Annotated in this window: 22 protein-coding genes; 10 read left to right on the top strand and 12 right to left on the bottom strand. The window is 70.9% G+C overall.

All coding sequences use genetic code 11. The features are described from left to right. Nucleotides 1–2: 2 nt before the first annotated feature. Both Adu01nite_RS02730 and Adu01nite_RS02725 read left to right on the top strand, forming a co-directional pair. A complete protein-coding gene (locus Adu01nite_RS02730) occupies nt 3–1,466 on the top strand; it encodes a glutathionylspermidine synthase family protein (protein ID WP_203724594.1) in 1,464 nt (487 codons plus the stop codon). Nucleotides 1,467–1,767: 301 nt separating this feature from the next. Continuing rightward, a complete protein-coding gene (locus Adu01nite_RS02725; protein WP_203724593.1) occupies nt 1,768–3,858 on the top strand; it encodes a tetratricopeptide repeat protein in 2,091 nt (696 codons plus the stop codon). On the opposite strand, the gene Adu01nite_RS02720 is transcribed toward Adu01nite_RS02725, so the two are convergent. Together Adu01nite_RS02720 and Adu01nite_RS02715 are read right to left on the bottom strand one after the other, a co-directional pair. Next, a complete protein-coding gene (locus Adu01nite_RS02720) occupies nt 3,855–4,304 on the bottom strand; it encodes a hypothetical protein (RefSeq protein ID WP_203724592.1) in 450 nt (149 codons plus the stop codon). The genes Adu01nite_RS02725 and Adu01nite_RS02720 overlap by 4 nt on opposite strands. Further along, entirely contained in the window at nt 4,297–4,662 is a 366-nt protein-coding gene (locus Adu01nite_RS02715; protein ID WP_203724591.1) for a hypothetical protein, read from the bottom strand. Before Adu01nite_RS02715 ends, Adu01nite_RS02720 begins: the two co-directional genes overlap by 8 nt. 85 nt (nt 4,663–4,747) lie before the next feature. On the opposite strand from Adu01nite_RS02715, the gene Adu01nite_RS02710 reads away from it, so the two are divergent. Beyond that, on the top strand, nt 4,748–5,653 hold the full coding sequence (locus Adu01nite_RS02710; protein WP_203724590.1) for a Gfo/Idh/MocA family protein: 906 nt from the start codon (nt 4,748–4,750) through the stop codon (nt 5,651–5,653). On the opposite strand, the gene Adu01nite_RS02705 is transcribed toward Adu01nite_RS02710, so the two are convergent. The 3 genes from Adu01nite_RS02705 to Adu01nite_RS02695 form a co-directional block, all read right to left on the bottom strand. Further along, nucleotides 5,634–6,854: a hypothetical protein gene (locus Adu01nite_RS02705; RefSeq protein ID WP_203724589.1), complete on the bottom strand. Its 1,221-nt coding sequence runs from the start codon at nt 6,852–6,854 to the stop codon at nt 5,634–5,636. The genes Adu01nite_RS02710 and Adu01nite_RS02705 overlap by 20 nt on opposite strands. Further along, nucleotides 6,851–7,378, bottom strand: a complete 528-nt coding sequence (locus tag Adu01nite_RS02700) for a SigE family RNA polymerase sigma factor (protein ID WP_203724588.1) — start codon at nt 7,376–7,378, stop codon at nt 6,851–6,853. The genes Adu01nite_RS02705 and Adu01nite_RS02700 overlap by 4 nt, the downstream gene beginning before the upstream one ends. Before the next feature lie 115 nt (nt 7,379–7,493). Beyond that, nucleotides 7,494–7,784, bottom strand: coding sequence for a hypothetical protein (locus Adu01nite_RS02695; protein ID WP_203724587.1), 291 nt, complete (start codon nt 7,782–7,784; stop codon nt 7,494–7,496). Between the two features lie 231 nt (nt 7,785–8,015). Here Adu01nite_RS02695 and Adu01nite_RS02690 point away from each other — a divergent pair, with 231 nt between their 5' ends. Next, nucleotides 8,016–8,381 carry a hypothetical protein gene (locus Adu01nite_RS02690; protein ID WP_239132085.1) on the top strand — a complete coding sequence of 122 codons (366 nt, stop codon included), beginning with the start codon at nt 8,016–8,018 and terminating at the stop codon, nt 8,379–8,381. Between the two features lie 14 nt (nt 8,382–8,395). Here the strand turns inward: Adu01nite_RS02690 and Adu01nite_RS02685 are convergent, their stop codons facing one another. Further along, nucleotides 8,396–9,400 (bottom strand): AraC family transcriptional regulator, encoded by a 1,005-nt coding sequence (locus Adu01nite_RS02685; RefSeq protein WP_203724586.1) that lies wholly within the window; start codon nt 9,398–9,400, stop codon nt 8,396–8,398. Between the two features lie 285 nt (nt 9,401–9,685). On the opposite strand from Adu01nite_RS02685, the gene Adu01nite_RS02680 reads away from it, so the two are divergent. Next, nucleotides 9,686–10,042 carry an STAS domain-containing protein gene (locus Adu01nite_RS02680; RefSeq protein ID WP_203724585.1) on the top strand — a complete coding sequence of 119 codons (357 nt, stop codon included), beginning with the start codon at nt 9,686–9,688 and terminating at the stop codon, nt 10,040–10,042. Nucleotides 10,043–10,120: 78 nt separating this feature from the next. On the opposite strand, the gene Adu01nite_RS02675 is transcribed toward Adu01nite_RS02680, so the two are convergent. After that, nucleotides 10,121–11,767 carry an MDR family MFS transporter gene (locus Adu01nite_RS02675; protein ID WP_498371272.1) on the bottom strand — a complete coding sequence of 549 codons (1,647 nt, stop codon included), beginning with the start codon at nt 11,765–11,767 and terminating at the stop codon, nt 10,121–10,123. A 1-nt stretch (nt 11,768) separates the two neighbouring features. Beyond that, nucleotides 11,769–12,377, bottom strand: coding sequence for a TetR/AcrR family transcriptional regulator (locus Adu01nite_RS02670; protein WP_203724584.1), 609 nt, complete (start codon nt 12,375–12,377; stop codon nt 11,769–11,771). 90 nt (nt 12,378–12,467) lie between these two features. On the opposite strand from Adu01nite_RS02670, the gene Adu01nite_RS02665 reads away from it, so the two are divergent. Next, a complete protein-coding gene (locus tag Adu01nite_RS02665; RefSeq protein ID WP_203724583.1) occupies nt 12,468–12,926 on the top strand; it encodes a VanZ family protein in 459 nt (152 codons plus the stop codon). On the opposite strand, the gene Adu01nite_RS02660 is transcribed toward Adu01nite_RS02665, so the two are convergent. Continuing rightward, a complete protein-coding gene (locus Adu01nite_RS02660; RefSeq protein ID WP_203724582.1) occupies nt 12,877–13,677 on the bottom strand; it encodes an alpha/beta hydrolase in 801 nt (266 codons plus the stop codon). The genes Adu01nite_RS02665 and Adu01nite_RS02660 overlap by 50 nt on opposite strands. A 71-nt stretch (nt 13,678–13,748) precedes the next feature. Here Adu01nite_RS02660 and Adu01nite_RS02655 point away from each other — a divergent pair, with 71 nt between their 5' ends. Continuing rightward, nucleotides 13,749–14,099, top strand: a complete 351-nt coding sequence (locus Adu01nite_RS02655; protein ID WP_203724581.1) for a winged helix-turn-helix transcriptional regulator — start codon at nt 13,749–13,751, stop codon at nt 14,097–14,099. Here the strand turns inward: Adu01nite_RS02655 and Adu01nite_RS02650 are convergent. Continuing rightward, nucleotides 14,080–14,427 carry a VOC family protein gene (locus tag Adu01nite_RS02650; RefSeq protein ID WP_203724580.1) on the bottom strand — a complete coding sequence of 116 codons (348 nt, stop codon included), beginning with the start codon at nt 14,425–14,427 and terminating at the stop codon, nt 14,080–14,082. The genes Adu01nite_RS02655 and Adu01nite_RS02650 overlap by 20 nt on opposite strands. A 56-nt stretch (nt 14,428–14,483) precedes the next feature. Beyond that, nucleotides 14,484–14,957 (bottom strand): hypothetical protein, encoded by a 474-nt coding sequence (locus Adu01nite_RS02645; RefSeq protein ID WP_203724579.1) that lies wholly within the window; start codon nt 14,955–14,957, stop codon nt 14,484–14,486. Between the two features lie 32 nt (nt 14,958–14,989). Between Adu01nite_RS02645 and Adu01nite_RS02640 the strand changes: the two genes are divergently transcribed. From Adu01nite_RS02640 to Adu01nite_RS02630, 3 genes are all read left to right on the top strand, one after another. Continuing rightward, nucleotides 14,990–16,153: a serine hydrolase domain-containing protein gene (locus Adu01nite_RS02640; RefSeq protein ID WP_203724578.1), complete on the top strand. Its 1,164-nt coding sequence runs from the start codon at nt 14,990–14,992 to the stop codon at nt 16,151–16,153. A gap of 112 nt (nt 16,154–16,265) precedes the next feature. Continuing rightward, on the top strand, nt 16,266–16,625 hold the full coding sequence (locus tag Adu01nite_RS02635; protein WP_203724577.1) for a nuclear transport factor 2 family protein: 360 nt from the start codon (nt 16,266–16,268) through the stop codon (nt 16,623–16,625). A 114-nt stretch (nt 16,626–16,739) separates the two neighbouring features. After that, nucleotides 16,740–18,620 (top strand): protein kinase domain-containing protein, encoded by a 1,881-nt coding sequence (locus tag Adu01nite_RS02630; RefSeq protein WP_239132084.1) that lies wholly within the window; start codon nt 16,740–16,742, stop codon nt 18,618–18,620. Here Adu01nite_RS02630 and Adu01nite_RS02625 read toward each other — a convergent pair. Further along, the gene (locus Adu01nite_RS02625; protein ID WP_239132094.1) at nt 18,560–21,367 is read right to left on the bottom strand and encodes an AfsR/SARP family transcriptional regulator; all 2,808 of its coding nucleotides are present in this window, start codon (nt 21,365–21,367) and stop codon (nt 18,560–18,562) included. The two genes, Adu01nite_RS02630 and Adu01nite_RS02625, sit on opposite strands and share 61 nt — an antisense overlap. Nucleotides 21,368–21,425 lie beyond the last annotated feature (58 nt).

Below are 21,425 nucleotides of genomic sequence, written 5' to 3'. Positions count from 1 at the left end.
TCGTGCGCCGAGTTCCGTATGGTCCGGTCCGAGACGGGTGGAAACTCACCAATTACAGTCTCGGACTGACCTACAACGACACCGAGTTGCCCGACGGGACGATGATCTCGTACTGGCAGGAGGGGCCGTATTACGACTTCACCGCGGCCGAGATCGAGGAGCTGGAGTCGGCCACCTCGACCCTGTTCGCGATGTGCCTCGAGGCCGGCGACTGGATGGTCAAGCAGTGCCCGCGGCACACCGTGCAGGGCCGCCGCGACGGCTTCTTCAACTCGGTCTGCAACCCGCAGAGCTGCTTCCTCGCCAAGATCGGGATCCCCGAGTTCACCCACGAGCAGATCATCCGCACCTGGTTCGACGGCGACGCCGACACGTGGACGCACTACGACAAAGACCCCGACATGCGGTTGCCGATGCAGACGCCGGACTACTCGCCGAGCATCTACGCCCGCTTCGATCTTTGGTACAACGGGGCCGGCTCCACTCCCAAGATGCTCGAGCTGAACGGGCAGACGCCGACGTCGCTGGTGGAGAGCGCGGTCATCCAGTGGCACTGGGTCGACCAGACCGGCGTGACCCAGCACCCGTGGCGCCAGTGGAACTCCCTGCACGACCGCCTGGTCGGCTGGGAGGCGGCCGACGGCGAGCCGGCCAACCCCGGCGCGTGGCGGCGCAACATCGACAAGCTGCGCGAGGCCCGCACCTGGCTCCCGGAAAAACCGAAGATCTTCTTTGCGTACGAGACGAGCGAGACGACCGGCGAGGACCGGATGAACGTCGCCTATCTCATGTCGACCGCGGAGGAGGCCGGCTACCCGGTCGAGCTGATCGCGATGAGCCAGATCGGCTGGGACGTCGCCGGCGACCGCGTGCTCTTCGTGCCCGAGCCCGGCCGGGAGGACAAATCCCAGCCGATCGACATCATCTTCATGCTCTACCCGTGGGAATGGTTCTGGACGGAAGAGGGCGGCAAGGGCTTCTTCCGCAACATGGCCGACCCGACGAAGCACGGCACGGTCTGGATCGAGCCGCCCTACAAGGCCGCTCTCCTCGGCAACAAGGCCCTGCTGCCGGTCCTGTGGAAGCTGTTCGGTGACGACCCGGAGCGCAGCAAATACCTGCTCCCGGCCTACTTCGCCGGCTCCGCCGGAGCGGCCACGCTGAAGAGCTACGCGAAAAAACCGGTGTGGGGCCGGGAGGGCGGTTCGGTAACGCTGGTCGGCGACGGCCGGACAATCACCGAAAACCCTTCCGAGTACGGGTCGGACGGCCTGTTCGTGGTCCAGGAGCTGTGCGAGCTCCCGTCGTTCGACGGCTTGGAGGGCACCGTCCACCCGGTGATCGGCTCCTGGCTGATCGACGGCGAGCCGGCCGGCATGGGCATCCGCGAGGGCCTGGGCACCGACGGCCTGGTAACAAAGGACCAGAGCTACTTCGTCCCGCATACCGTCGAGGCCGACACCTGACGGCGGCCGCATCGGGTGCCGTTTGATGTCCGTTTAAGACATCCGGACAGATCCGAACGCGGCCACCTGTCGACACGGAGCGAGGTTAAGTGGTCACATTCTGTCTATGGCCACCCGTGTCGAAGATGCGCCGCTGAGCGCACGCCAAGCGTATGCCGCAAAGCTCCGGCAGTGGCGGGTGGATTGCGGTACACCACCCTATCGAGCGATCGAAAAACTGACCCGGGCCGCGGGTGATGGTTATCCACACGCGACAATTCATGACAAATTGTCCACCGGGCGGGCCGTCGACCAAGCCTTCGTGCGAGCGGTGGTGGCCGCGTGCCACCGCTACGCGAAGTTTCCCGGCGAGCCCGACCTCGACCCGTGGCTGCGGGATCTGCGCCGGATGCTCCGCGACGAAGCCCGGGAGACCGGCCGACAGCAGTGGGTCGGTGGGCGGCCGCCCTCGTTGGCCGGCGCGCACCAGCATCGGCGGGTCGCCACCGACCTCGACGACGCCTTCCGCCCCGGTCACCTCTTCGTGCTCAACGGGCTCGGCGGAGTGGGCAAGACGCAGCTCGCGGCCGAGTTGGCTCGGCGGTCCTGGGCCGACTACCAGGTCGAGATCGTCGTCTGGGTCACGGCGACCTCGCGCGAGAAGATCATCGCCGGGTACGCCGATGCGGCGGCGCTTCTCGGCATCGAGGAGACGGACGCACCGGCCGCCGCCGACCTGTTCCTGGCCGCGCTGTCCGAGCCGGACGGCCTCCGGTGGCTGATCGTGCTCGACGACCTCCAGGACCCGGCCGACCTGAGTGGGTTGTGGCCACCGGCCGGCAACGGCAACGCCGTGGTGACCACCCGGAGCCGTGAGGCCGCCCTGGCCGGGCATCACCGCACCATCCTGCCGGTCGGCCCGTTCGAGCCGGCGGAGTCACATCGCTACCTGAGTGAGAAGCTCGGTCCGGGGCTCCATGATCCGCACGCTGTCGATCGGCTGGCCGACGAGCTGGGTCACCTTCCGCTCGCCCTCGCGCAGGCCGCGGCGTACCTCATGGACCGGCATCTGACCTGCGACGAGTATCTGCGGCGGTTCCGGGCACGCCGGCTCGACGAGCTCCAGACGAGGCTTCGGCCCGACGACTACGCGGCCACCCTGACATCGACGTTCGCGCTCTCGATCGAGAGAGCGAACGAGCGCGACCCGTCCGGTGCGGCCCTGCCCCTGCTCGAACTGGCGGCGGTGCTCAGCCCCAACGGCATCCCGGCCGGCATGTTCACCGCCGCCCCCGTGCAGAAGATGCTCACCGACCGCCGTGGCCGGGCGACCACCGCCGACGACTCCTGGGACGGCCTGGCCAACCTCGAGGTTCTCAGCCTCGGCCGGCTCGACGACGAGCGCCGGGCCGTTGTGGTGCACCAATTGCTCCAACGGAGCGTCCGGGAGTCCGGGCCGGCCGACCGTATCGCGGGAGCGGCGGTGTGCGCGGCGGACGCACTTCTGGAGATCTGGCCGGACGTCGAAGGCGACCTCGGGCTCGTCGACCTGCTGCGGGCCAACGTCGAGGCGCTGATCGAGCACGCGGGGGGAGCGCTGTGGGACGGCAAGCTTCACCAGCTCCTGCTCCTCGCCGGCAACAGTCTCCCGCGCCAGGGCCTGTTGTCGGCCGCCGTGCGGTATTGGGAACGGCTCCTGCCGATCGCGATCGAGCGACTGGGGCCCGAGCACGCCGACAGCCTGACGATCCGGAACAACCTCTGCTGGGCAGTCGGCCGGGCCGGCGACGCCGTTGCGGCGCTGGCCGGGCTACGGGACCTGTTGCGGACGAGGGAGCAGCTGCTCGGTGCGGATCATCCGAACACGCTGGCCACCCGGCACGCGGTTGCCCACTGGCAGGACGAGACCGGCGACCACGACGAGGCGGTCGCCGGTCTGCGCAGGTTGATCGACGACTACGAACGCGTGCTCGGCGGTGACCACCGCGACACGCTCAACACCCGGATCGCCCTCGTCGAGACCCTCGGACCGGACAACCCGGTGGCCGCCGTCGCGGAATTGCGACTGCTGCTCGACGGCCTCGGACGGGTGCTCGGTCCGGACGATCCGGAGGTTCTCGAGGTAGGAATCGAGCTCTGTGCCGGGTTGGAAGCGGCCGGCGAGGGCGCCGAGGCACTCTCCGAAATGGAACGCCTGCTCGGCGACTATCGGCGCGTGCTCGGCGCGACCCACGCCGACACGCTGACCGTGCGCTACCTGATTATCGGGATGAAGGGACGGCGGGGCCGATCGGCCGAGGCCGTCCCGGCCGCGCGCGAGCTCCTCGACGAGGTGATCGGCTTGATCGCTCAGGGACGGACCGAGCTCGAAGCGCTGCGGGCCGCGATCGTGTCCTGGCTGGGACAGATCTAGGCGTTGTCGTCGCGGGTTTCCGGCTGAGTGGGGCGGTGTTTCCAGATCCACCCGAGGCCGAAGAACGGGAGCACGAGCGGGACGTAGCCGTAGCCGCTGCCGAACCGCGACCACACGGTGTCGTCCGGGAAGGCGACCGCGTCGGCGACGCTCAGGGTGCCGACCACGAGTACGCCGATCAGCTCGATGCTGCAGCTGACCAGGGCGATCCGCCGGCCGCGCTCGCCGCCGATCGCGAGGCCGACGGTGGCCGCGATGTAGACCACGCCGGCCAGCGCGGACAGCAGGTAGGCGAGCGGCGCCTCGTCGAACTTCGAGAGGATCTGCACGAGGGCGCGGGCGCTCGCCGACAGGGCGAAGACGCCGTAGATGAACAGCAGCACCCGGCCCAGGCCGGTGTGCAGCGCGGCGTCGACCGGGCGGGTGCGGGCGGGAGAGTCAGGCAACGGTCACCGACGCAATCTGCTGCAGCCGCAGCACGAGGACCGGCAGCACCAGACAGGCGACGCCGAGGATCAGGTTGCCCCATCGGGTCGGCTCCATCCGGGCCAGGTAGATGGCGGTGGGGGCGAACGCGATCGTAGTGATCAGGTAGCCGCCGAAGGTAGGTGTATCGGACGGCCGGTGGTCTCCGAAGAGGCCGACCACGGCGACCAGGACGAGCACCGCGACCAGCGCGCCGAGCACGGCGGTGGCCAGCAGGTCGAAGCGGCTGGGCGCACGGTTGAGTGCGGCGCGCAGCAGGAGCCACGCCGCCAGCACGAGGGCGACGACGATCGTCGCGACCGACAGGGGACCGTTCACCCGGCCAGCGTACTGATCTCGGTTTGCGGGATAAACCAGCGGGCGGATAGCTTGCGTTCTAGCAGCTAGAGAGGCAGGTCGTGGCATGCGCTTCGGACTATTCGGCACGGGACCCTGGGCCCATCAGGCGCACGCGCCCGCGTTGGCGGAACACCCGGATGTCGAGCTTGTCGGGGTCTGGGGCCGCAATCCCGACAAGGCGGCCGAGCTTGCCGCATTGCACGGCGCCCGGGCGTACGCCGAGATCGAGGAGCTTCTCGCCGACGTCGACGCGGTGGCGATCGCGTTGCCGCCGGACGTGCAGGCGCCGCTCGCGCTGCGCGCCGCCAAGGCCGGCAAGCATCTGCTGCTCGACAAGCCGGTGGCGTTCACCGCGGCCGAGGCGCAGGAGATCGCCGACGCGGTCGCCGAGCGCGACCTGGCGTCGGTGGTGTTCTTCACCCGGCGGCTGATGCCCCCGGTCGCCGAGTTCCTGGCCGAGGCGGCCGCGACCGGCGGCTGGCGGGAGGCCCGGGTCGACCACCTCGGCTCGATCTTCGTCGGGGACAACCCGTTCGGCGCGTCGCCGTGGCGCAAGGAGAGCGGCGGCCTGTGGGACGTCGGCCCGCACGCGGTCGCCGCGCTGCTGCCGGTGCTCGGCCCGGTCACCGAGGCGGCCGCGATGGCCGGCCCGCACGACATGACCCACCTGCTGCTGCGGCACGCCGACGGTGCGATCAGCAGCCTCACCCTGACCGTCGACGCCGCCCCGGCCGCGGAACGCGAGGAGACCGTGTTCGCCGGTGAGGCCGGCTTCCGGGTGGCGCCCGAGGCCGAGTGGCTGCCGACCGAGGCACTGACCCGGGCGATCGACCAGCTGCTCGCCGCGGCGGCCGGCGGCCCGAAATCCGAGCTGGACATCCGCTTCGGCACCGTGGTGACCGCCGTCCTGGAGGCCGCCCAGGAGGCGGTCACCACCGGCCGGACGGTGGCTATTCGCAGCGCCAGATGAGCGGCTGGAACGGCACGGCCGGATCGGAGCGGTTGCTGAGGGCGTTACCGGCCACGGTGCGCCCGTCCGCACTGACCGCCGCCACGTCGAAGGTGCCCTGACCGGCCTGCACCAGCGCCGGATCCGTCGGCAGCTCGACGACCGTGGCGCCGATGATGACCTGCGGCCCGGAACCGCCGGTCGTCGCGGCGCCGGGTAACTTCTGCCAGGTGCCGCTGTGCGGCTCGTAGCGGTACATGGCCGAATCCGGAGAGTTCGGGCTTCCGACCCCGTGGCCGTTGAGCGTGGTCAGCGCCGTGAACCGGCCGTAGACCCAGCCGAAGCGCAGCGCCGTCGGGCCGAACCGGCCGTCGATGCCCGTCGTCCCCGGCGGCTTCCCGATGTCGTGCACCGTGCCGTCCGGCATCCAGAGGAAGCTCCGCCCGTCGATGTCCGTCTGGATCCCCAGGATCGTGCCGTCCTCGGCCAGGTCGAAGAAGCCGTAGAGGTACTTGGCTCCGGGCGATTTCGGCTCGCTGCGCCCCGAACCGGGCGGGACGGTCAGCGGCTCCGGCTCGGCGTCGGCCGACCGCCAGCGGACCGGGACGCCGATGCCGCCCTTCTGGAACAGCTTGCCCACGATCAGGCCGTCGTCGTTGATCTTCGAGGCCTCGCCGGCGCCGCCCTTGAGCCGGCGGAACTCGCCGTTCTGATAGACGTAGGGGTAGTGCGTGCCGGACTGGCTGTAGCCGACCGCGACGCCCGACGCGTTGATGTCGTAGAGGACGGTTTGCTTCACCGGCGCCACCGCCTGCTCGACGATCTTGCCGTCGTGCCAGATCACCACCGGTGACTGGGCTCCGCCGGAGACCGGGTCGACGATGCCCACCTGCCACCGGCCGGCGGCGTCGGTGCCGTAGACCTCGACACTCCGGTGACCGCCGCGGGGCAGCTGCGTCAGCGTGCAGGCGGCCGGCACGACCGGGTCGGGCGGCAGGCTCGGCCCCGGATCCGGGGTGCCGTCGGTGGCCGGTGCCAGCAGCAGGCTGCCGCCGACCAGGGCGGCCGAGGCCGCCGCGAGCAGTCCCGAACCGCCCACCCACCAGCGGCGGCGCATCCGGCGGCCGTCGCGCATCGCCTTCGGCACGTCGATCGCGGGCAGGCCGCCCGGCTCGCCGCGCAGCGGCTCGAGCAGGCTCGTGCCGTAGTCGTCGTCGTTCATGACCGCCTCCCGCCCTTGTCGTGGCCGGCGGGCAGCGGCTCGCCGAGGATCTTGCGCAGGGCGTTGAGGCCGTGCGAGGTCTGGCTCTTGACCGTGCCCTCCGAGCAGCCCAGGATCTCGGCCACCTCGGCCACCGGGCGATCGCAGAGGAAGCGCAGCACGAGGACCGCCTGCTGGCGGCGCGGCACCCTGGCCAGCGCGGCCCGCAGCACGGTGCGGTCATCGGCGGCGGCGTGCGCCGGACCGGAGGCGGCGCGGTCCGGCCCGGCGCCCCACAGCCCGACCCGCCACCAGCCGCGCCGCTTCTCGTCCAGAAAGGCGCGCACCATCATGGAATGCACGTACGCGTCGACGTTCTCGACCGCGGAGATCCGCGGCCACCGCGCGTACAGCTTGGTGATCGTCTCCTGCACCAGGTCGTCGGCCTGATGTTCGTCGCCGCTCAGCAGGTACGCGATCCGCCGCAGCGCCGGTATCCGGCCGTGGACGTACCCCAGGTACGCCGCATCCGTTCGGTCATCCATCCCCGCTCCCGTCCGAGTCTCCCCACTAGACGGGAAACCGGCCGGTTGGGTTGTACCGAATCAGCGCCTGTTTCAAGAGGGGAGACGGGCTACGGCCCCCCTCTTAGAACAGGCGCTAGGGAACGGTTCGCTCGATGGCCGCGGGGCCGTCCTCCTCGAGTTCCTTGCGGGCCCGGGCCACGTTCTCCGGGGTGGGGTCGCGGCCCTCGGCGACGGCCAGATCCTCCGGATCCCAGGGCTGGTCGGCCCCGGTGCGCCAGGCCGGCTCCTGGCCCGGCGGCAGAAACTCCGGATTGTCCCGGTCGGTACCGCCGCCGGTGATGAAGGCGTCCACCGCCACGTCGTCCTCGATCGCGTCCGCCACCGCGTCGCTCTCCTCGAGCGGCGGGCGAAGTTCGTCGGTCATGTCGTCCCTCCAGGAACTTGAGTCCCTTTCGTCTTACCCCGTTGTGCCCATCGTGACCATGGGGCGGAAACGGACGATCATGCCGTCGGGGGACGAACTGAGCGCTAACTGGACAGGGATTGCGCGTTACGGATGGACGCTACGTAGTGGGCCGAATACATTTTCGCGTGGCACGTGTTGGGAAAGGCCCGCCTTGGGCCGCCCCCGATCGTGTTGGTGAGGGGGAGACGCGTGACGAGCCTGTCCGACGCGGAGCGGGATGCATGTGACGCGATGCAGGCCCTGGCCGGTGTGGCCGCCCTGTTGCGCCGGTCGGCGGGCGAGTTGCCCGGCTTCGACCAGGACGACCAGGATGCCGCCGAGACGCGCCGCATGCTGCTGGGCATCGCCGAGGACGGTGGCGTGGCCGCCGCCCGGGTGGTGGCCTACCTGCGCGAGCAGCGCGGCGCCGGGGACGGCGAGCTCATCGCCGTGCCACGTCGCCTGGGCCAGTTCCGGGACTGGGTTCCGCCGCGTGGCCACCTGTTCGGCGCGCCGGGCGGCATCCGCCGGCCGAACGGCGTACCCCAGCCGCGCCGCAGTGATCCGGGCGAGTGATCCGGGCGAGTGATTCAGCCCGCTGACCGTAGGGTCTCCGACGGCGGCACCCCGAAGCGCCCGCGATAGGCGGAGGCGAACCGGCCCAGGTGGGCGAAGCCCCAGCGATGCGCGACGGTGGCCACCGTGACCCGCAGCGGGTCCGAGCGGCGCAGCGTCTCGTGCACCCGCGTCAGGCGTTCCTGCTGCAGATAGGCCATCGGGGTAGCCCCGACGTGCCGCCGGAAACCCTCCTGCAGGGACCGCACGCTCGTCCCGGCGATCGCGGCCAGGTCGGCCACCGTGAACGCGCGTTCCGGCTCGTCGTGGATGGCGTCCACCACCCGGCGGATCGCCCGCGGCGGCCCGGCGACGGCCGGGCCGGTCAGCTCGGCGTGGAACTGGTGCGGCACGCTCAGCAGCAGGCCGCTGAGCACGCTGCTGCGCAGCTGCTCGGCGATCAGCGGGTGGCAGATCAGGGTCTCCGGGTACTCCAACTCGTCGCGCAGCAGCCGCACCAGGCGGCTCCACGCATGGCTGGGGCCGGAGGACAGGTCGATGGCGGGCGGCAGGGCGATCGGTCCCTCGACCGGGCGACCCAGCAGGCCGGCGAGCTCCTGCTCCAGCGCGGCGCGCTCGATCTTGATGGCGAGCTCGGCCGAATTGCCGTCGTGCCGGGTGTAGACCGGCTTGCCCGGGCCGAAGACGGCGGCGGTCGACGGGTCGGCCATCACCTCGTGCCCGGCATGCCTGGCCTGCATACGGCCGGTGGTGGGCATGCTGACGTGGTAGGCGTCCAGCTCGGCCATCGTCAGGATCATCGGCGAGGCATAACTGAGCTGCCCGACCGTGAGTGGTCCGAGTTGGATCACTTCCATTCCGAGGCCGAAACCTTCCGCACCGTCCAGGACGCCGACTGCCACCGGATAGTAGAAACGATTTAGCGCAGTTCGCGCTTGATCGATATCTACGCTGCTGAAGTGGATTATGTCGGGCACTTCGGATGGTGCTGGTCCGGACCTTGGGTAGACGTCAGCCATACCGAAGGGGACTCCATCGCATACCGTGAGTATTCGGCCCCGATACGTGGAACGTCAACGTTCCCGCCACGCGCTGACCGTTCCAGCACATTCAGGCCATATGAACTACTCTGGCGTTCCGCGCCTACGTGGCGTAACTTACCGACCAGCGGATTGTTGTAGGAACGCGGTGGGAGAAGCGGCGCCTGGGCGAGGTGCTCGACGCTCGGCCGAGCCATGGGCCGGCGGGCGGGACTCCACGCGGTAGTCGGCGTCGGCCCGCTCGACGCCAGGAAGAGGGCAGCCGTGTATCTGCCGATCACCACGCGCCAGTTGGCCGATGGCACCGTCGAAATCGCGCCAAGCGGTGAGATCGACCTAGACAATGCTCACGTGATGCGGGACGCCGTCAATGACGTCCTGACCAGCAGTACACCGGGCAGGATCTGCCTCGACCTGCAACGGGTCATGCTGATCGACAGCATCGGCATCGGCATCCTGGTGGCCTGTTTCCACACCGCCGCCGCCAGCGGCGTGAAGCTCGTGGTCAGCCACCCCAGCCCCACGGTCTACCGCCAGCTCTGGGTTTCCGGGCTGGTCGGCCTGCTGGGCTGCGCCGAGCCGCCGTCGCCGCGCACCTCGGTGGGCCTTCGCCCGTCCTGACCCGGCCCGACCAGCGCCCGGGGAGATTCACTCGTCCGGGCGATGGTCGTCGACCGTTTCCGGCCAGGTCAACCCTGCCTAGTGCAGCGGGATCCCGGCCGCCTCCTCCTGGGCCCGGCGCTCGTCGCCGGAGAGGGCGGACAGCGGCTTCTCCTTGATGAAGATCACCGCGATGATCGCCAGGAACGCGATCGGCGCCCCCACCAGGAACAGATCCGCGGTGGCCTCGCCGTAGATGTCCTTGATCACCGCGAGGACGTCCGGTGGCAGGGTGCTCAGGTCCGGCACCTTGCCGTCGCCGGCCGACGCCGCGGCCGCACCGAACTTCTCAGCGAACAGCGACGTCACCCGGTTGGCGAGCACCGCACCGAGCGCGCTCACCCCGATCGCACCGCCCAGGCTGCGGAAGAAGGTCAGCGCCGAGGTGGCCGCGCCCAGCTCGGTGGCGGGCACGTCGTTCTGGGCGGCGAGCACCAGGTTCTGCATGAGCATGCCGACCCCGACGCCGAGCACCAGCATGTGGATCGACAGGAGCAGCACGCTTGTCGTCGCGTCGATGGTGGCGAGCAGCAGCATCCCGGCGGTCATCACGATCGCGCCCGCGACCAGGTACATCTTCCATTTGCCGAACTTCGTGATGAGCTGCCCGGCAATCGTCGAGGAGAGCAGCAGACCGAAAATCATCGGCAGGCTCATCAGGCCCGCGACGGTCGGCGACTTACCGAGAGCGACCTGGAAGTACTGCGACAGGAAGACCGTGCCGCCGAACAGGGCCACCCCGACGAGCACGCTGGCCACGATCGTCAGGCTGACGGTGCGGCTGCGGAAGATGCCGAGCGGGATGATCGGCTCGGGCGCCTTCGACTCGACCAGGACGGCCAGCGCCAGCAGCACGATGCCGCCCACCACGAAGGCCGCGGTCTCCCAGGACGCCCAGTCGAAGTGCTGACCGGCCAGCGTGGACCAGATCAGCAGGGTGCTGACGCCGGCCGTGATCAGGAACGCGCCCAGCCAGTCGATCTTCACCGCGCGCCGGGCGGTCGGCAGGTGCAGGGTCTTCTGCAGCAGGATGATCGCGGCCACCGAGAACGGCACGCCGATGAAGAAGCACCAGCGCCAGCCGAGCCAGTCGGTGTCCACCAGGACGCCGCCGATCAGCGGGCCGGCGATGGTGGCGACGCCGAAGACCGCGCCGAACATGCCGGAGTAGCGGCCGAGCTCGCGCGGCGGGATCATCGCGGCCATCACGATCATCGCGAGCGCGCTCATGCCGCCCGCGCCGACGCCCTGCGCGATCCGGCTGACCAGCAGGACGCCGACGTTCGGGGTGAAGCCGGCGATCAGCGAGCCGGCCACGAACAGCAGCAGCGACACCTGGATCAGCAGCTTCTTGCTGTAGAGGTCGGCGAGCTTGCCCCAGAGCGGGACGGTCGCGGTCATCGCCAGCAGCTCGGTGGTGACGATCCAGGTGTAGACGGACTGGCTGCCGCCGAGGTCGGCGATGATCCGGGGCAGCGCGTTCGAGACGATCGTCGAGGCGAGGATCGAGACGAACATGCCGAGCATGAGGCCGGACAGCGCCTGGATCACCTCGCGGTGGGTCATCCGGGCGGGTGATTCGCTGCCGCTGATCGCGGCGTCGACCGCTTCGGCCGCGATCGGCTCGCCGGCGAGGGTGACGGCGTCTTCCGCGACCGTCGCTTCGGCGTTGTCGGTGACTGACATGTCACACAACTTCCTGATGGGTAGGGACAGGGTGGGCAAGGCCGGCGGCGAGCAGTCCGAAGGCCTCGCAGACGAAATCGGCGAGCCGGTGGTCCGGGCCGGCCGCGGACCAGCGCATCATCGCGACGCGGAACGCCGCGCCGGTGACCACGGCGGCCAGCTGCGGGAAGGTGTCCTCGGCGGAGAGTCCGCCCCGGGCGGCGACGGCGGCCACGAACAGTTGCTCGTCGGCGGCTCCCCGGGCGAACAGGATCGGGAGCAGCGCCGGGTTGTTCTTGATCACGCGCATCCGGAGCAGCCACAGCTCGCGGTCGGCCTGGATCTGCTCGATCGCCGGTGTGAACACACCCAGCACGGCATCGATGATCGGAACCTCGCGCGGAACGGCGAGCAGCCGCTCGCAGACCGTCTCGGCGGTGATCACCGGGTCGCCGAGGATGGCGTCGTCCTTGGTGGCGAAGTAGTTGAAGAACGTCCGCGGCGAGACGTCGGCGGCCGCGCTGATCTCCTCGACGGTCACGTGGTCGAGGCCGCGCTCGTCGGCCAGACGTAGCGCGGCATCGGTCAGTGCGGAACGGGTCTGTTGCTTCTTGCGGTCCCGGAGGCCCATGGGGCAGGAGGCTACGGCCAAACTTGCAGGCACTGCAAACTTTTATCGACTGCAAGTGACCCGAGTTACGCCGGCTCGTTAGGGTGGGTTGTGCGGCGCTTCCTTCTCCTGGCGTACGCCATCGGTGTCATCGCCGTGACGATCTTCCCGATCCGGCCGCATCCGTCGGCGTACTGGGCCGGTCAGCCGTGGTGGACGATGATCCACTACATCCCGTTCGTGGTGGATGCGCCGAGCTTCGTGCTCAACGTGATCATGTTCGTGCCGGTCGGCGTGCTGCTGCCGCTGCAATGGCCGCGGACCGACGCGTACCGGAAAATCTTCGGTCATGCGCTTGTCGCCAGTGGCTGCATCGAGCTCACTCAGCTGATTCTCGGACTGACCCTGGGCAGCCGGCGCACCGTCGACATCAACGACCTGATCGCGAACACGGCCGGCGCGCTGGCGGGCCTGGCGGCACTGCGTCTCGCCGTACCCCACAAAGCGCACCGCGCCGCGCTCAGCCGTGCTTCCGCAGGAAGCCTGCGGTCGCCGCGACCGCCTGAGTGACGTAGGGCTCGGCGTCGTAGAGGTCGACGTGGCGCTCGCAGTCCAGCCAGACCGTCTCGTCGGCATGCAGCGCCTCGGCCAGCTCGGGCGAGCAGTAGTCGTCCGTGCGGCCGTGCACCACCAGGCTGGGCGGCAGCAGTGGCCGGGCGGACAGCACGTCCAGGGTCATCAGGCTGTGCAGCGAGCCGCGGGTGACCTGATTGACCCAATTGTCGCTGTGGGTGGAGTAGTAGGACCACGGCTCCTCGCCGGGCATCGCGGCCTCGCCCTCGGCCGCGACCGCCGGGAGCACCTCGTCGTAGCGGTCGAGCATGCCGCGCAGCGCGTCGCGATAGCCGGCCAGGCCCATCCGCTCGGCGAAGAAGGCCGGGCTGTTGTAGGCGCCCGCGATGCCGGCCACCGCGGCCACCCGCGGATCGGTGGCGGCCGCCTTCATCGCGTAGCCGCCGCCCAGGCAGATCCCGACCACCGACACCCGGTAGCCGTCCGCGGCCAGCAGCCCCACCGCCGCCCGCAGGTCGGCGAGTTTGCCCTGGCTGTCCTCGTGCTGCGGACGGCCCTCGCTCGCGCCCCAGCCGCGGTGGTCGAAGGCGAGCGTGGTGAAGCCCTCGGCCGCGAACCGCTCGGCGTAGACGCCGGTCACCTGCTCCTTCACGCCGGTGAACGGTCCGGTGAGGACGATGGCCTGTGGGTCGTCGGTGCGATGCAGAACGCCGGCCAGACGAAGGCCGTCACTGAGGAAAGTGGTCACCCGGCGACATTAAGCTGACCGTGCGGCGGGAGGACAGAAGGCACTTCCGCGTACCCATGGGGAGGGTGGCCGTGGATCTGTTCGTGCCCGACGTGCTCGTGGAGAGCTGCACCACCCGGCAGGCGCTGGAACGCCTCGCCGCCAAGTGGCGGGTGCTGCTGATCTATTCGCTGCTCCCCGGCCCGCAACGCCCCGCCGACCTGCGCCGGCGGGTGCCCGGCATCACCCAGAAGATGCTCACCGAGACGCTGCGCGGCATGGCGGAGGACGGCCTGGTCGCCCGCCGGGTGCTCAAGGCCGAGCCACCGCAGCACGTCGAGTACGAGTTGACCGAGCTCGGCCGGACGCTGGAGAAGCCGCTGGCCGCGATCTGCGAGTGGGCCCGATCGAGCGGGGTCCGGCCTATGGCTCCCGCTGACTGATCTTGATGAGCGTGCCGTCCGGGGTCCGCACGCACAACTGCTCGCCGAGATCGTCGTCGGCCGCCACCTCGGCGATCGGCACGCCGGCCCGGACCAGCCGCCGCTCCCACTGCTCGAGCGGCCCGGCCGAACCGAAGTGCAGCTCCACCGGCGTCTCGCCGCGTTCCTCGTCCACCGGCCGGGCCAGCAGGCCGATCTGGACCGTGCCGAGCTGCAGCAACACCCACTCCGAGTCGCGGCCACCGTGGATGATCTCGGCGCCCAGTTTCTCGTAGAAGGTGATCGAGGCGGCCATGTCGCCGACGTGCACCAGCGGCCGCAACTCCATGACCGTATCCCACCCTTTCGCCACGATTTTCGGGCTCGTGGGTGTTCAACGACCGATCAGTCGTTGAGCTGCGTCCGCTCGATCTCGATCAGGGCAGCGTTCAGGAACGGCGGCACCGGGCGGGGGCCGAGCAGGTCCGCGAGCAGCAGCGCGGCGTGCCGGGCGAGCTGGTCCGGCTTCGGCGGGGGAGTCTCGTCGTCCTCCGCGACGACCCCGAGCGCACCGGCCAGGAGCAGCAGCACGACGTGCGGGTCCACCTCGGTCTGCCACGCGGCCGCGCCGCGCACGCAGCGCTCCAGCACCGCGCGCACGCTGTCCGCGTCGATGCCGTCCGGGCTGGTGTCCTCCAGCAGCAGACGGACGGTCACGCCCAGGATGAGACCGGTCTGCGCCGGGTCGAGCGCCGCCAGTTGGGCGACCGCGCCGGCCAGCGCCTCGCCGTCCTTGAGTTGTGCGGCCTCGACCGCCGCGCTGGTTGCGGCCGCGATCGGCCGGGCCGGGGGCGGAAGATGCCGCCAGTTCTGTTCCATGCCGAGACCCTAACGGTGGCAGGCTGTCTGTCATGAGTGCGCTGCGTGACGCGATCGCCGCCCGGGTCGATCGCGGCGAGTTCCCCGGTGTCGTTGCCCTGGTCGCCCGCGATGACGAGGTGGTGGTGCACACCGTGGGCGTGACCCGCGTCGGCGGGGACGTCCCGATGCGGCGCGACACACCCTTCCGGATCGCTTCGATGACCAAACCGGTACTGGCCGCGGTCACCCTGATGCTGGCCGAGGACGACCGGCTCGACCTGGAGGAACCGGTCGTCAAGCTGCTGCCCGAGCTGGCCGGTCAGCGCGTTCTGCGCCGGCCCGACGGCCCGCTCGACGACACGGTCGAGCTGAATCGCCCGGTCACCGTGGCCGACCTGCTCACCTTCACCTTCGGCTTCGGCATGATCGTCGAGGACGGCCAGATCGACCCGCCCTACCCGATCGTGCAGGCCGGCCGCGACCTCGACCTGGTCCTGAGCGAGCCCTACCCGCCCACCCCGCACGACCCCGACGAGTGGATCCGGCGTTTCGGCACGCTCCCGCTGATGAACCAGCCCGGCGAGGTGTGGCGCTACAACGCCGGCACCCTGGTCCTCGGCGTCCTCCTTGCCCGGGCCGCCGGGCAGCCGCTGGACGAGTTGCTGCACGAGCGCATCTTCGCGCCGCTCGGCATGACCCACACCGGTTTCTGGCTGCCCGCCGACCGGGCCGCCGAGCTGCCGACCTGCTACATGACCGACCCGGCCACCGGCGTCCTCGCCGAGCAGGACGGATCCACGGCCGCGACGTGGACCGAGCGGCCGGTTTTCCCGTCCGGCTCCGGGGGCCTGGTCTCCACCGCCGACGACTACCTGGCCTTCGCCCGGTTCCTCCTGGACGGCGGCGTGGTCGGCGGCACGCGGCTGCTCAGCAAGCAGTCGGTGGCCGCGATGACCACCAACCACCTGGCTCCCGAGCAGATCGAGGGCACCGGCTTCCTCGACGGCCAGGGCTGGGGGTACGGCATGAGCGTGACGGTCAAGGCCGACGAGGTGTCCGGCCCCGGGCGGTACGGATGGTCCGGCGGGTACGGCACCGACTGGTTCAACGACCCCGGCGCGGGGCTGACCGTGATCCTGCTCAGCCAGGTCACCGATCTCCTGTGGAACGGCGCACTGCAAGAGTTCAGCCGACTCGCCTACGCTCCTGACTGAACCTTTTCAACGTGGCCAGGGCGCAGCGCCCGGCGCCGAACGTCGTCGGCGGAACCACAGGCCCCACGTCAGGTTGAAAAGGTTCAGCGAGGCGACCTGGGGAGGCGCGGGGATGAGCAGTCTCGACGCGGTGACGGCGTGGGTGGCTAACTACCGCAAGGCATGGGAGTCGAATGATCCGCATGACATAGCGGATCTTTTCGCCGAGGACGCGGCCTATTTCACCGAGCCGTTCGCGGACCCGTGGCTGGGCCGCGACAAAATCGTGGAGAACTGGCTGAAAGTTCGGGATGCGCCGGATTCGACCACCTTCGAGTGGCATCCGATGTTGGTCACCGAAGATCTCGCCATCATCGAAGCAACCACGAAATATCCGGACAAGACCTACAGCAACCTGTGGGTCCTGCGCCTCGACATCCTGGGCCAGGCCCGCCAGTTCACCGAGTGGTGGATGCAGCACCCGTCCTCTTGATCATTTATTGAACGCGCCGGAAACAATTCCATCGGCGTCGAGAAAATGAAACGTGAATGGCATTCGAGTGGTTCTCGATGTGCGCTTTTCCGTTGGGACGGGCACACTGCCACGGTGGAGGTTCGGCAGACGCTCGGCGGGCGCTACACATTGCTCGACGAGCTCGGCAGGGGCGGCATGGCCGTGGTTTGGCGTGCCCGCGACGAGGTCCTCGGCCGCCCGGTCGCGGTGAAGTTGCTCGCCGGCCGCTACGCCGGCGACCCGCAGTCCCGCGCCCGGATCCGCGACGAGGCCCGCTCCGCCGCCACCCTCTCGCACCCGAACATCGCCCAGGTCTACGACTACGGCGAGACCGCCGAGACCGGCACCCCCTACGTGGTGATGGAGCTGATCAACGGCCCCACCCTGCAGCAACGCGTCTCGACCGGCAAACTCCCGCCGCGCACCGTCTTCCGGATCTGCGGCGAGGTGGCGGCCGCGCTGGCCGCCGCGCACGCCGACGGCCTGGTCCACCGCGACATCAAGATGGCCAACATCATGGTCACCCCGGCGGGTGCGAAGGTCGTCGACTTCGGCATCGCCGCCGTCGCCGGCCCGGCCTCCCCCGAGGAGATGCTGGTCGGCACCCCCGCCTACCTGGCCCCCGAGCGCCTCACCGGTGAACTGATCGTCCCGGCCTCCGACGTGTATGCCCTGGGCGTCCTCCTCTACCGCCTGCTCGCCGACGAGGCGCCGTGGTCGGTGGAGAGCACCACGCAGATGCTGCGCGCCCACGTCTACCTGGAGCCGGCCCCGCTGCCCGACGTTCCGGGCGTGCCGCCCTCGGTGATCAAGCTGGTCGGCCGCTGCCTGGCCAAGGACCCGGCGTCCCGCCCGAGCGCGAGCGAGGTGTCCGGCATTCTCGCCGACGCGGCGGAGGCTTCGGCCGCGATTGACCCCATTGGTGTACGCCGGGAAGCCGCCCCCGCCGCACCGCGAATTCCGCACCCGGCTGTCGGGGAGCCGGACGATCTGGACGCCGAGACCGGGGTGTGGCAGCCGTCGTGGCGCGGGGGTGCGACCGGCGCGGCCGCGGGCGGTGCGGGCGCGGGCGCTGGCGGCATCCCGAGCGCTCGAAACGCCGGTGTCGCCCGGGACAGGGGCGCCCGCGACGGGGCCGGGCGCGACGGGCTTGGGCGCGACGCTGAGCGGGCCACCAACTCCGGTCCGGTCGGGCGCGGTGAAGCCGGGAACGAACGCGGTGCGGGGGCCGGTCCGGCCGAGGTGTCCGGGCGGCGGAACGCCGGGCAGGCCGCGGGGGCGTCGCCGCCGGTCGAGCGGGCCGGGCGCAATCGGCGGGATGCGGCGGCCACCGAGGTCTTCGCCGGGGCGCGTGGTGCCTCGCCGGTGGGTCGGGGACGACCGGTGGTGGGCGGGCGCGGTGCTCGACGCGTACCCAAAAAGCAGTTGATGTTGATTGTCGCTATTGTCGCCCTGCTGGCCGCCGCCGTCGCGGGCCTGGCGTTGCAGGGCGGATCGGACGCGGAGACCGCGACGCCGAATGCCGCCGAGAGCGTTGCCGCCGCACCCACCGTGAGCAAGCAGGCAGGCGCTCCCACCGTGAGTAACGGCGGCGGCGTCACCCATCCGGCCGCCACCGGCGTGCCGGTGAGCCCACCGGTAGCCGGGAGTGAACCGATCGCCTCGGTCAGCCCCGGCGGCTCGGCCGGCTCGTCGAGCGCCACCGGATCACCGGAACCGAGCACTTCGGACGGTCCCTCCTCGGTTTCCGAGGGCAAGCTGCTGGAATCGCCGGGCGGCGTCGTGCGCGCCGTCTGCGAGCAGGGTAGGGCGAGGCTGACCGGGTGGGCGGCCAAGCCCGGCTACTCGGTGGAAACGGTCGAACCGGGCCCGGCACTGACCGTGATGGCCATCTTCAAGGGCACCCTGACCCGTTACCGCATCACGGTGACGTGCGTGGCCGGCTCCCCGACCCCGGTGGTCCTCCCGCTCTGATCGAGATCGGCCAGCGCGGTGCGAATGTTGCCGGCGTCCGGGTGATCCAGCGCCAGCAGGATGTCGAGGGCAGCGGTCCAGGTGTCCCGGGCGGCGGTGGTCCGGCCCATCGCGCGCTGGGCCTCGGCCAGGTGGTTCAGGACGTCGGCCTCGTTGTAGCGGTCGCCCTGCTCGCGGAAGAGGTCAAGCGCCCGTCGGTAGCAGGGCTCGGCGCTGTCCGGATCGCCCTTCTGAGAGTGGAAGAAGCCGATGCTGTCCCAGGTCGCGGCCTCGCCGGTGGCGTCGCGGGCCTCGCGGAAGAGCTCGAGGGCCTGCCCGCAGCAGTCGAGTCCGCGGCGGCGGTCGCCGAGCTGGGCGCTGTGCCAGCCGACCGAGTTCAGCGCGTAGGCCTGCCCGGACCGATGCCCGGCCAGCCGGTAGGCGGCGAGGGCGTGCTCGGCGTGCTGCAGGGCGCGGTCGGCGATCTGCTGCCGGCTCCACAGCAGCGAGATGTTGTATTCGGTGTCGCCCAGGCCGCTCTGGTCGCCGGCCTCGGTGTACGCCGTGAGTGCCGCGGCGAGGTGGTCCAGGGCCTCGTCGTAGCGGAGGAGCAGGGTCAGCGCGTACCCGAGAAGCCGGTGGGCCAGGCCCTGGGCGGGTAGGTGGCCGAGCTTGACCGCGCACGGAAGCGCGGCCCGCCACGCCGTCTCGCCGGCCGCCCAGTCGCCGCGCCGGACCAGGTGGGTGTGCAGCGCCCAGGCGAGTTGCCAGGCCCGCGCCTCGAAGCCGTGGTCCGCGGCGGCCGGCAGGGCCGCCAGCAGCACCGGCTGCTCGACGGTCAGCCAGTCCGCGGCCGCCCGATAGTCGGCGAAGCACTCCGGAGTGGTCGGCTCGAAGCGGATGACCATCGCGTTGCGGGCCGGGTTGAGCAGGTGGTCCGCCGCGCACGCGGTCGCCACGTAGTGGTCCAGCAGCCGGCCGCGCGCGGTCTGCCGGCTCGCGCCGTCGTCGTGCCGGTGGCCGAGATCGGCGGCGAACGCGCGGAGCAGATCGTGGAAGGCATACCGGCCGGGGGCCGACTCGACCAGCATGCTCGCCCGGCGCAGCGTGGTCAGCAGACGCTGCGTCTCGGCGGCGGGCCGGCCGGCCAGGGCGGCCGCCGACGCCACCGAGATCTCCGGGCCGGGGTGCAGGCCGAGCAGCCGGAACAGGTGGGCCGCGTCGGGCGGCAGCACCGTGTACGACCACGACAGCACGGCCTGCACCTGGGTCGCGGGCTCGCCCGCGTCCAGGGCCGCCCACCGTTGCGCGGCGTCGGCCAGCTCGGCCACCACGGCCGCGATCGGGAAGTCGTCGTATCGCAGCCGGGCGGCCGCGACGGCCAGCGCCAGCGGCAGCCGGGCGCACGCCCGGATCAGGGCGGTGACGGCCGTCGGTTCGGCCGCGAGCCGGCCCTCGCCGAGTCGCCGGGCGAGCAGTTCCCGGGCGTCGGCCTCGGTCAGCAGGTCGAGGGCGAGCGGCTGGGTGCCGTGCGTGGCCACCAGCGAGGTGAGCTGGCTGCGACTGGTGAGGACGACCAGCGATCCGGCCGTGCCGGGCAGCAGCGGCCGGACCTGCTCGGCGTCGCGGGCGTTGTCGAGCAGCACCAGCATCCGCCGGTCGGCGAGCAGGCTGCGGAAGAGACCGGCCTGCCCGGCGACGCCGGCCGGGATCCGCTCGGCCGGCACGCCCAGCGCGTCGAGAAAACCGCGCAACGCCTCGCCGGGCGCGACCGGCCGGCCGTCGGGGTCGAAGCCGCGAAGATTGACGTACAGCTGGCCGTCCGGAAATTCGGCCCGGACGTGATGGGCCCAGTGCACCGCGAGCGTGGTCTTCCCGACGCCGCCCGCCCCCACGATCGCGATGACCGGGCCGGCCCGGACCCGGTCCAGCTCGGCGAGTTGCCCGGCCCGGCCGGCGAAACCGGTGACCGGGCTCGGCAGCTCCTGCGGCACCGCGGCCGGGCCGGCCGCCGTCGACTGCAGGACCTGCTGGGCGGGAGCGTCGAGTATCGGGTCGTCGCGCAGCATCGCGGTGTGCAGGGCGTCGAGCATCCGGCCCGGCTCCACGCCCAGCGCCGCCACCAGATGCCGGTAATTGTCCTGGTAGGCGTCCAGCGCCTCGGCCCGCCGGCCGGTCCGGTAGAGCGCCAGCATCAGCAGCGCCACCGGGCGTTCCCGCGACGGGCTCGCCGTCACCAGGCCGCGCAGCTCGGCCACCACGTCGTCGGCGCCGGCGTCGAGGTCGGCCAGGATGCGTTCCTCGACCGCCTGGGTGCGCAGTTCGTCCCACTCGGCGCAGATCCGGGTGCGCAGGTCACTCTCGGACAGCTCGGCCAGGGCGTCCCCGCGCCACAGATCCAGCGCCCGCCGTAACAGCCGGGCCCGTTCGACCGGCACCGGCGACCGGCGGGCAGCCTGGACCAGAGCGCGGAACTCGTAGGCGTCCACGGTCTGCGGGTCGGCCCGGATCAGGTAACCGCCGGCGGTGCCGGTCAGCTCGGCGCCGGTGTCGGCCAGTGCCCGCCGCAGCCGGGCGACGTGTGCGTGCAACGAGCGGCGGGCGCTGTCCGGCGCGTCCTCGCCCCACAGCAGCTCGATCAGGTCCTCGGTGGACACCACCTGGCCGAGCCGGGCCAGCAGGACGGCCAGCAGGCACCGCTCGCGACGCCGGCCGAGCGCCAGCGCCCGTCCGTCGACCTCGGCCTCGACCGGGCCGAGAATCCGCATCAGCAGCACCACTCGACCATAACCAACCGTCGATATAGCGCCTGAGCTGCCATGGCAA

This window comes from Paractinoplanes durhamensis, from assembly GCF_016862175.1.
Classification (GTDB): domain Bacteria; phylum Actinomycetota; class Actinomycetes; order Mycobacteriales; family Micromonosporaceae; genus Actinoplanes; species Actinoplanes durhamensis.
Note: the sequence above shows the minus strand (reverse complement) of the source record. Positions and strands in the feature narration are given on the sequence as shown.

Coding starts and splice junctions, on each gene's coding strand:
- Adu01nite_RS02640 (WP_203724578.1), top strand. CDS start 14,990: ATGAGTGCGCTGCGTGACGCGATCGCCGCCCGGGTCGATCGCGGCGAG.
- Adu01nite_RS02710 (WP_203724590.1), top strand. CDS start 4,748: ATGCGCTTCGGACTATTCGGCACGGGACCCTGGGCCCATCAGGCGCAC.
- Adu01nite_RS02685 (WP_203724586.1), bottom strand. CDS start 9,400: ATGGCTGACGTCTACCCAAGGTCCGGACCAGCACCATCCGAAGTGCCC.
- Adu01nite_RS02700 (WP_203724588.1), bottom strand. CDS start 7,378: ATGGATGACCGAACGGATGCGGCGTACCTGGGGTACGTCCACGGCCGG.
- Adu01nite_RS02705 (WP_203724589.1), bottom strand. CDS start 6,854: ATGAACGACGACGACTACGGCACGAGCCTGCTCGAGCCGCTGCGCGGC.
- Adu01nite_RS02650 (WP_203724580.1), bottom strand. CDS start 14,427: ATGGAGTTGCGGCCGCTGGTGCACGTCGGCGACATGGCCGCCTCGATC.
- Adu01nite_RS02625 (WP_239132094.1), bottom strand. CDS start 21,367: ATGCGGATTCTCGGCCCGGTCGAGGCCGAGGTCGACGGACGGGCGCTG.
- Adu01nite_RS02635 (WP_203724577.1), top strand. CDS start 16,266: ATGAGCAGTCTCGACGCGGTGACGGCGTGGGTGGCTAACTACCGCAAG.
- Adu01nite_RS02645 (WP_203724579.1), bottom strand. CDS start 14,957: ATGGAACAGAACTGGCGGCATCTTCCGCCCCCGGCCCGGCCGATCGCG.
- Adu01nite_RS02670 (WP_203724584.1), bottom strand. CDS start 12,377: ATGGGCCTCCGGGACCGCAAGAAGCAACAGACCCGTTCCGCACTGACC.
- Adu01nite_RS02675 (WP_498371272.1), bottom strand. CDS start 11,767: ATGTCAGTCACCGACAACGCCGAAGCGACGGTCGCGGAAGACGCCGTC.
- Adu01nite_RS02695 (WP_203724587.1), bottom strand. CDS start 7,784: ATGACCGACGAACTTCGCCCGCCGCTCGAGGAGAGCGACGCGGTGGCG.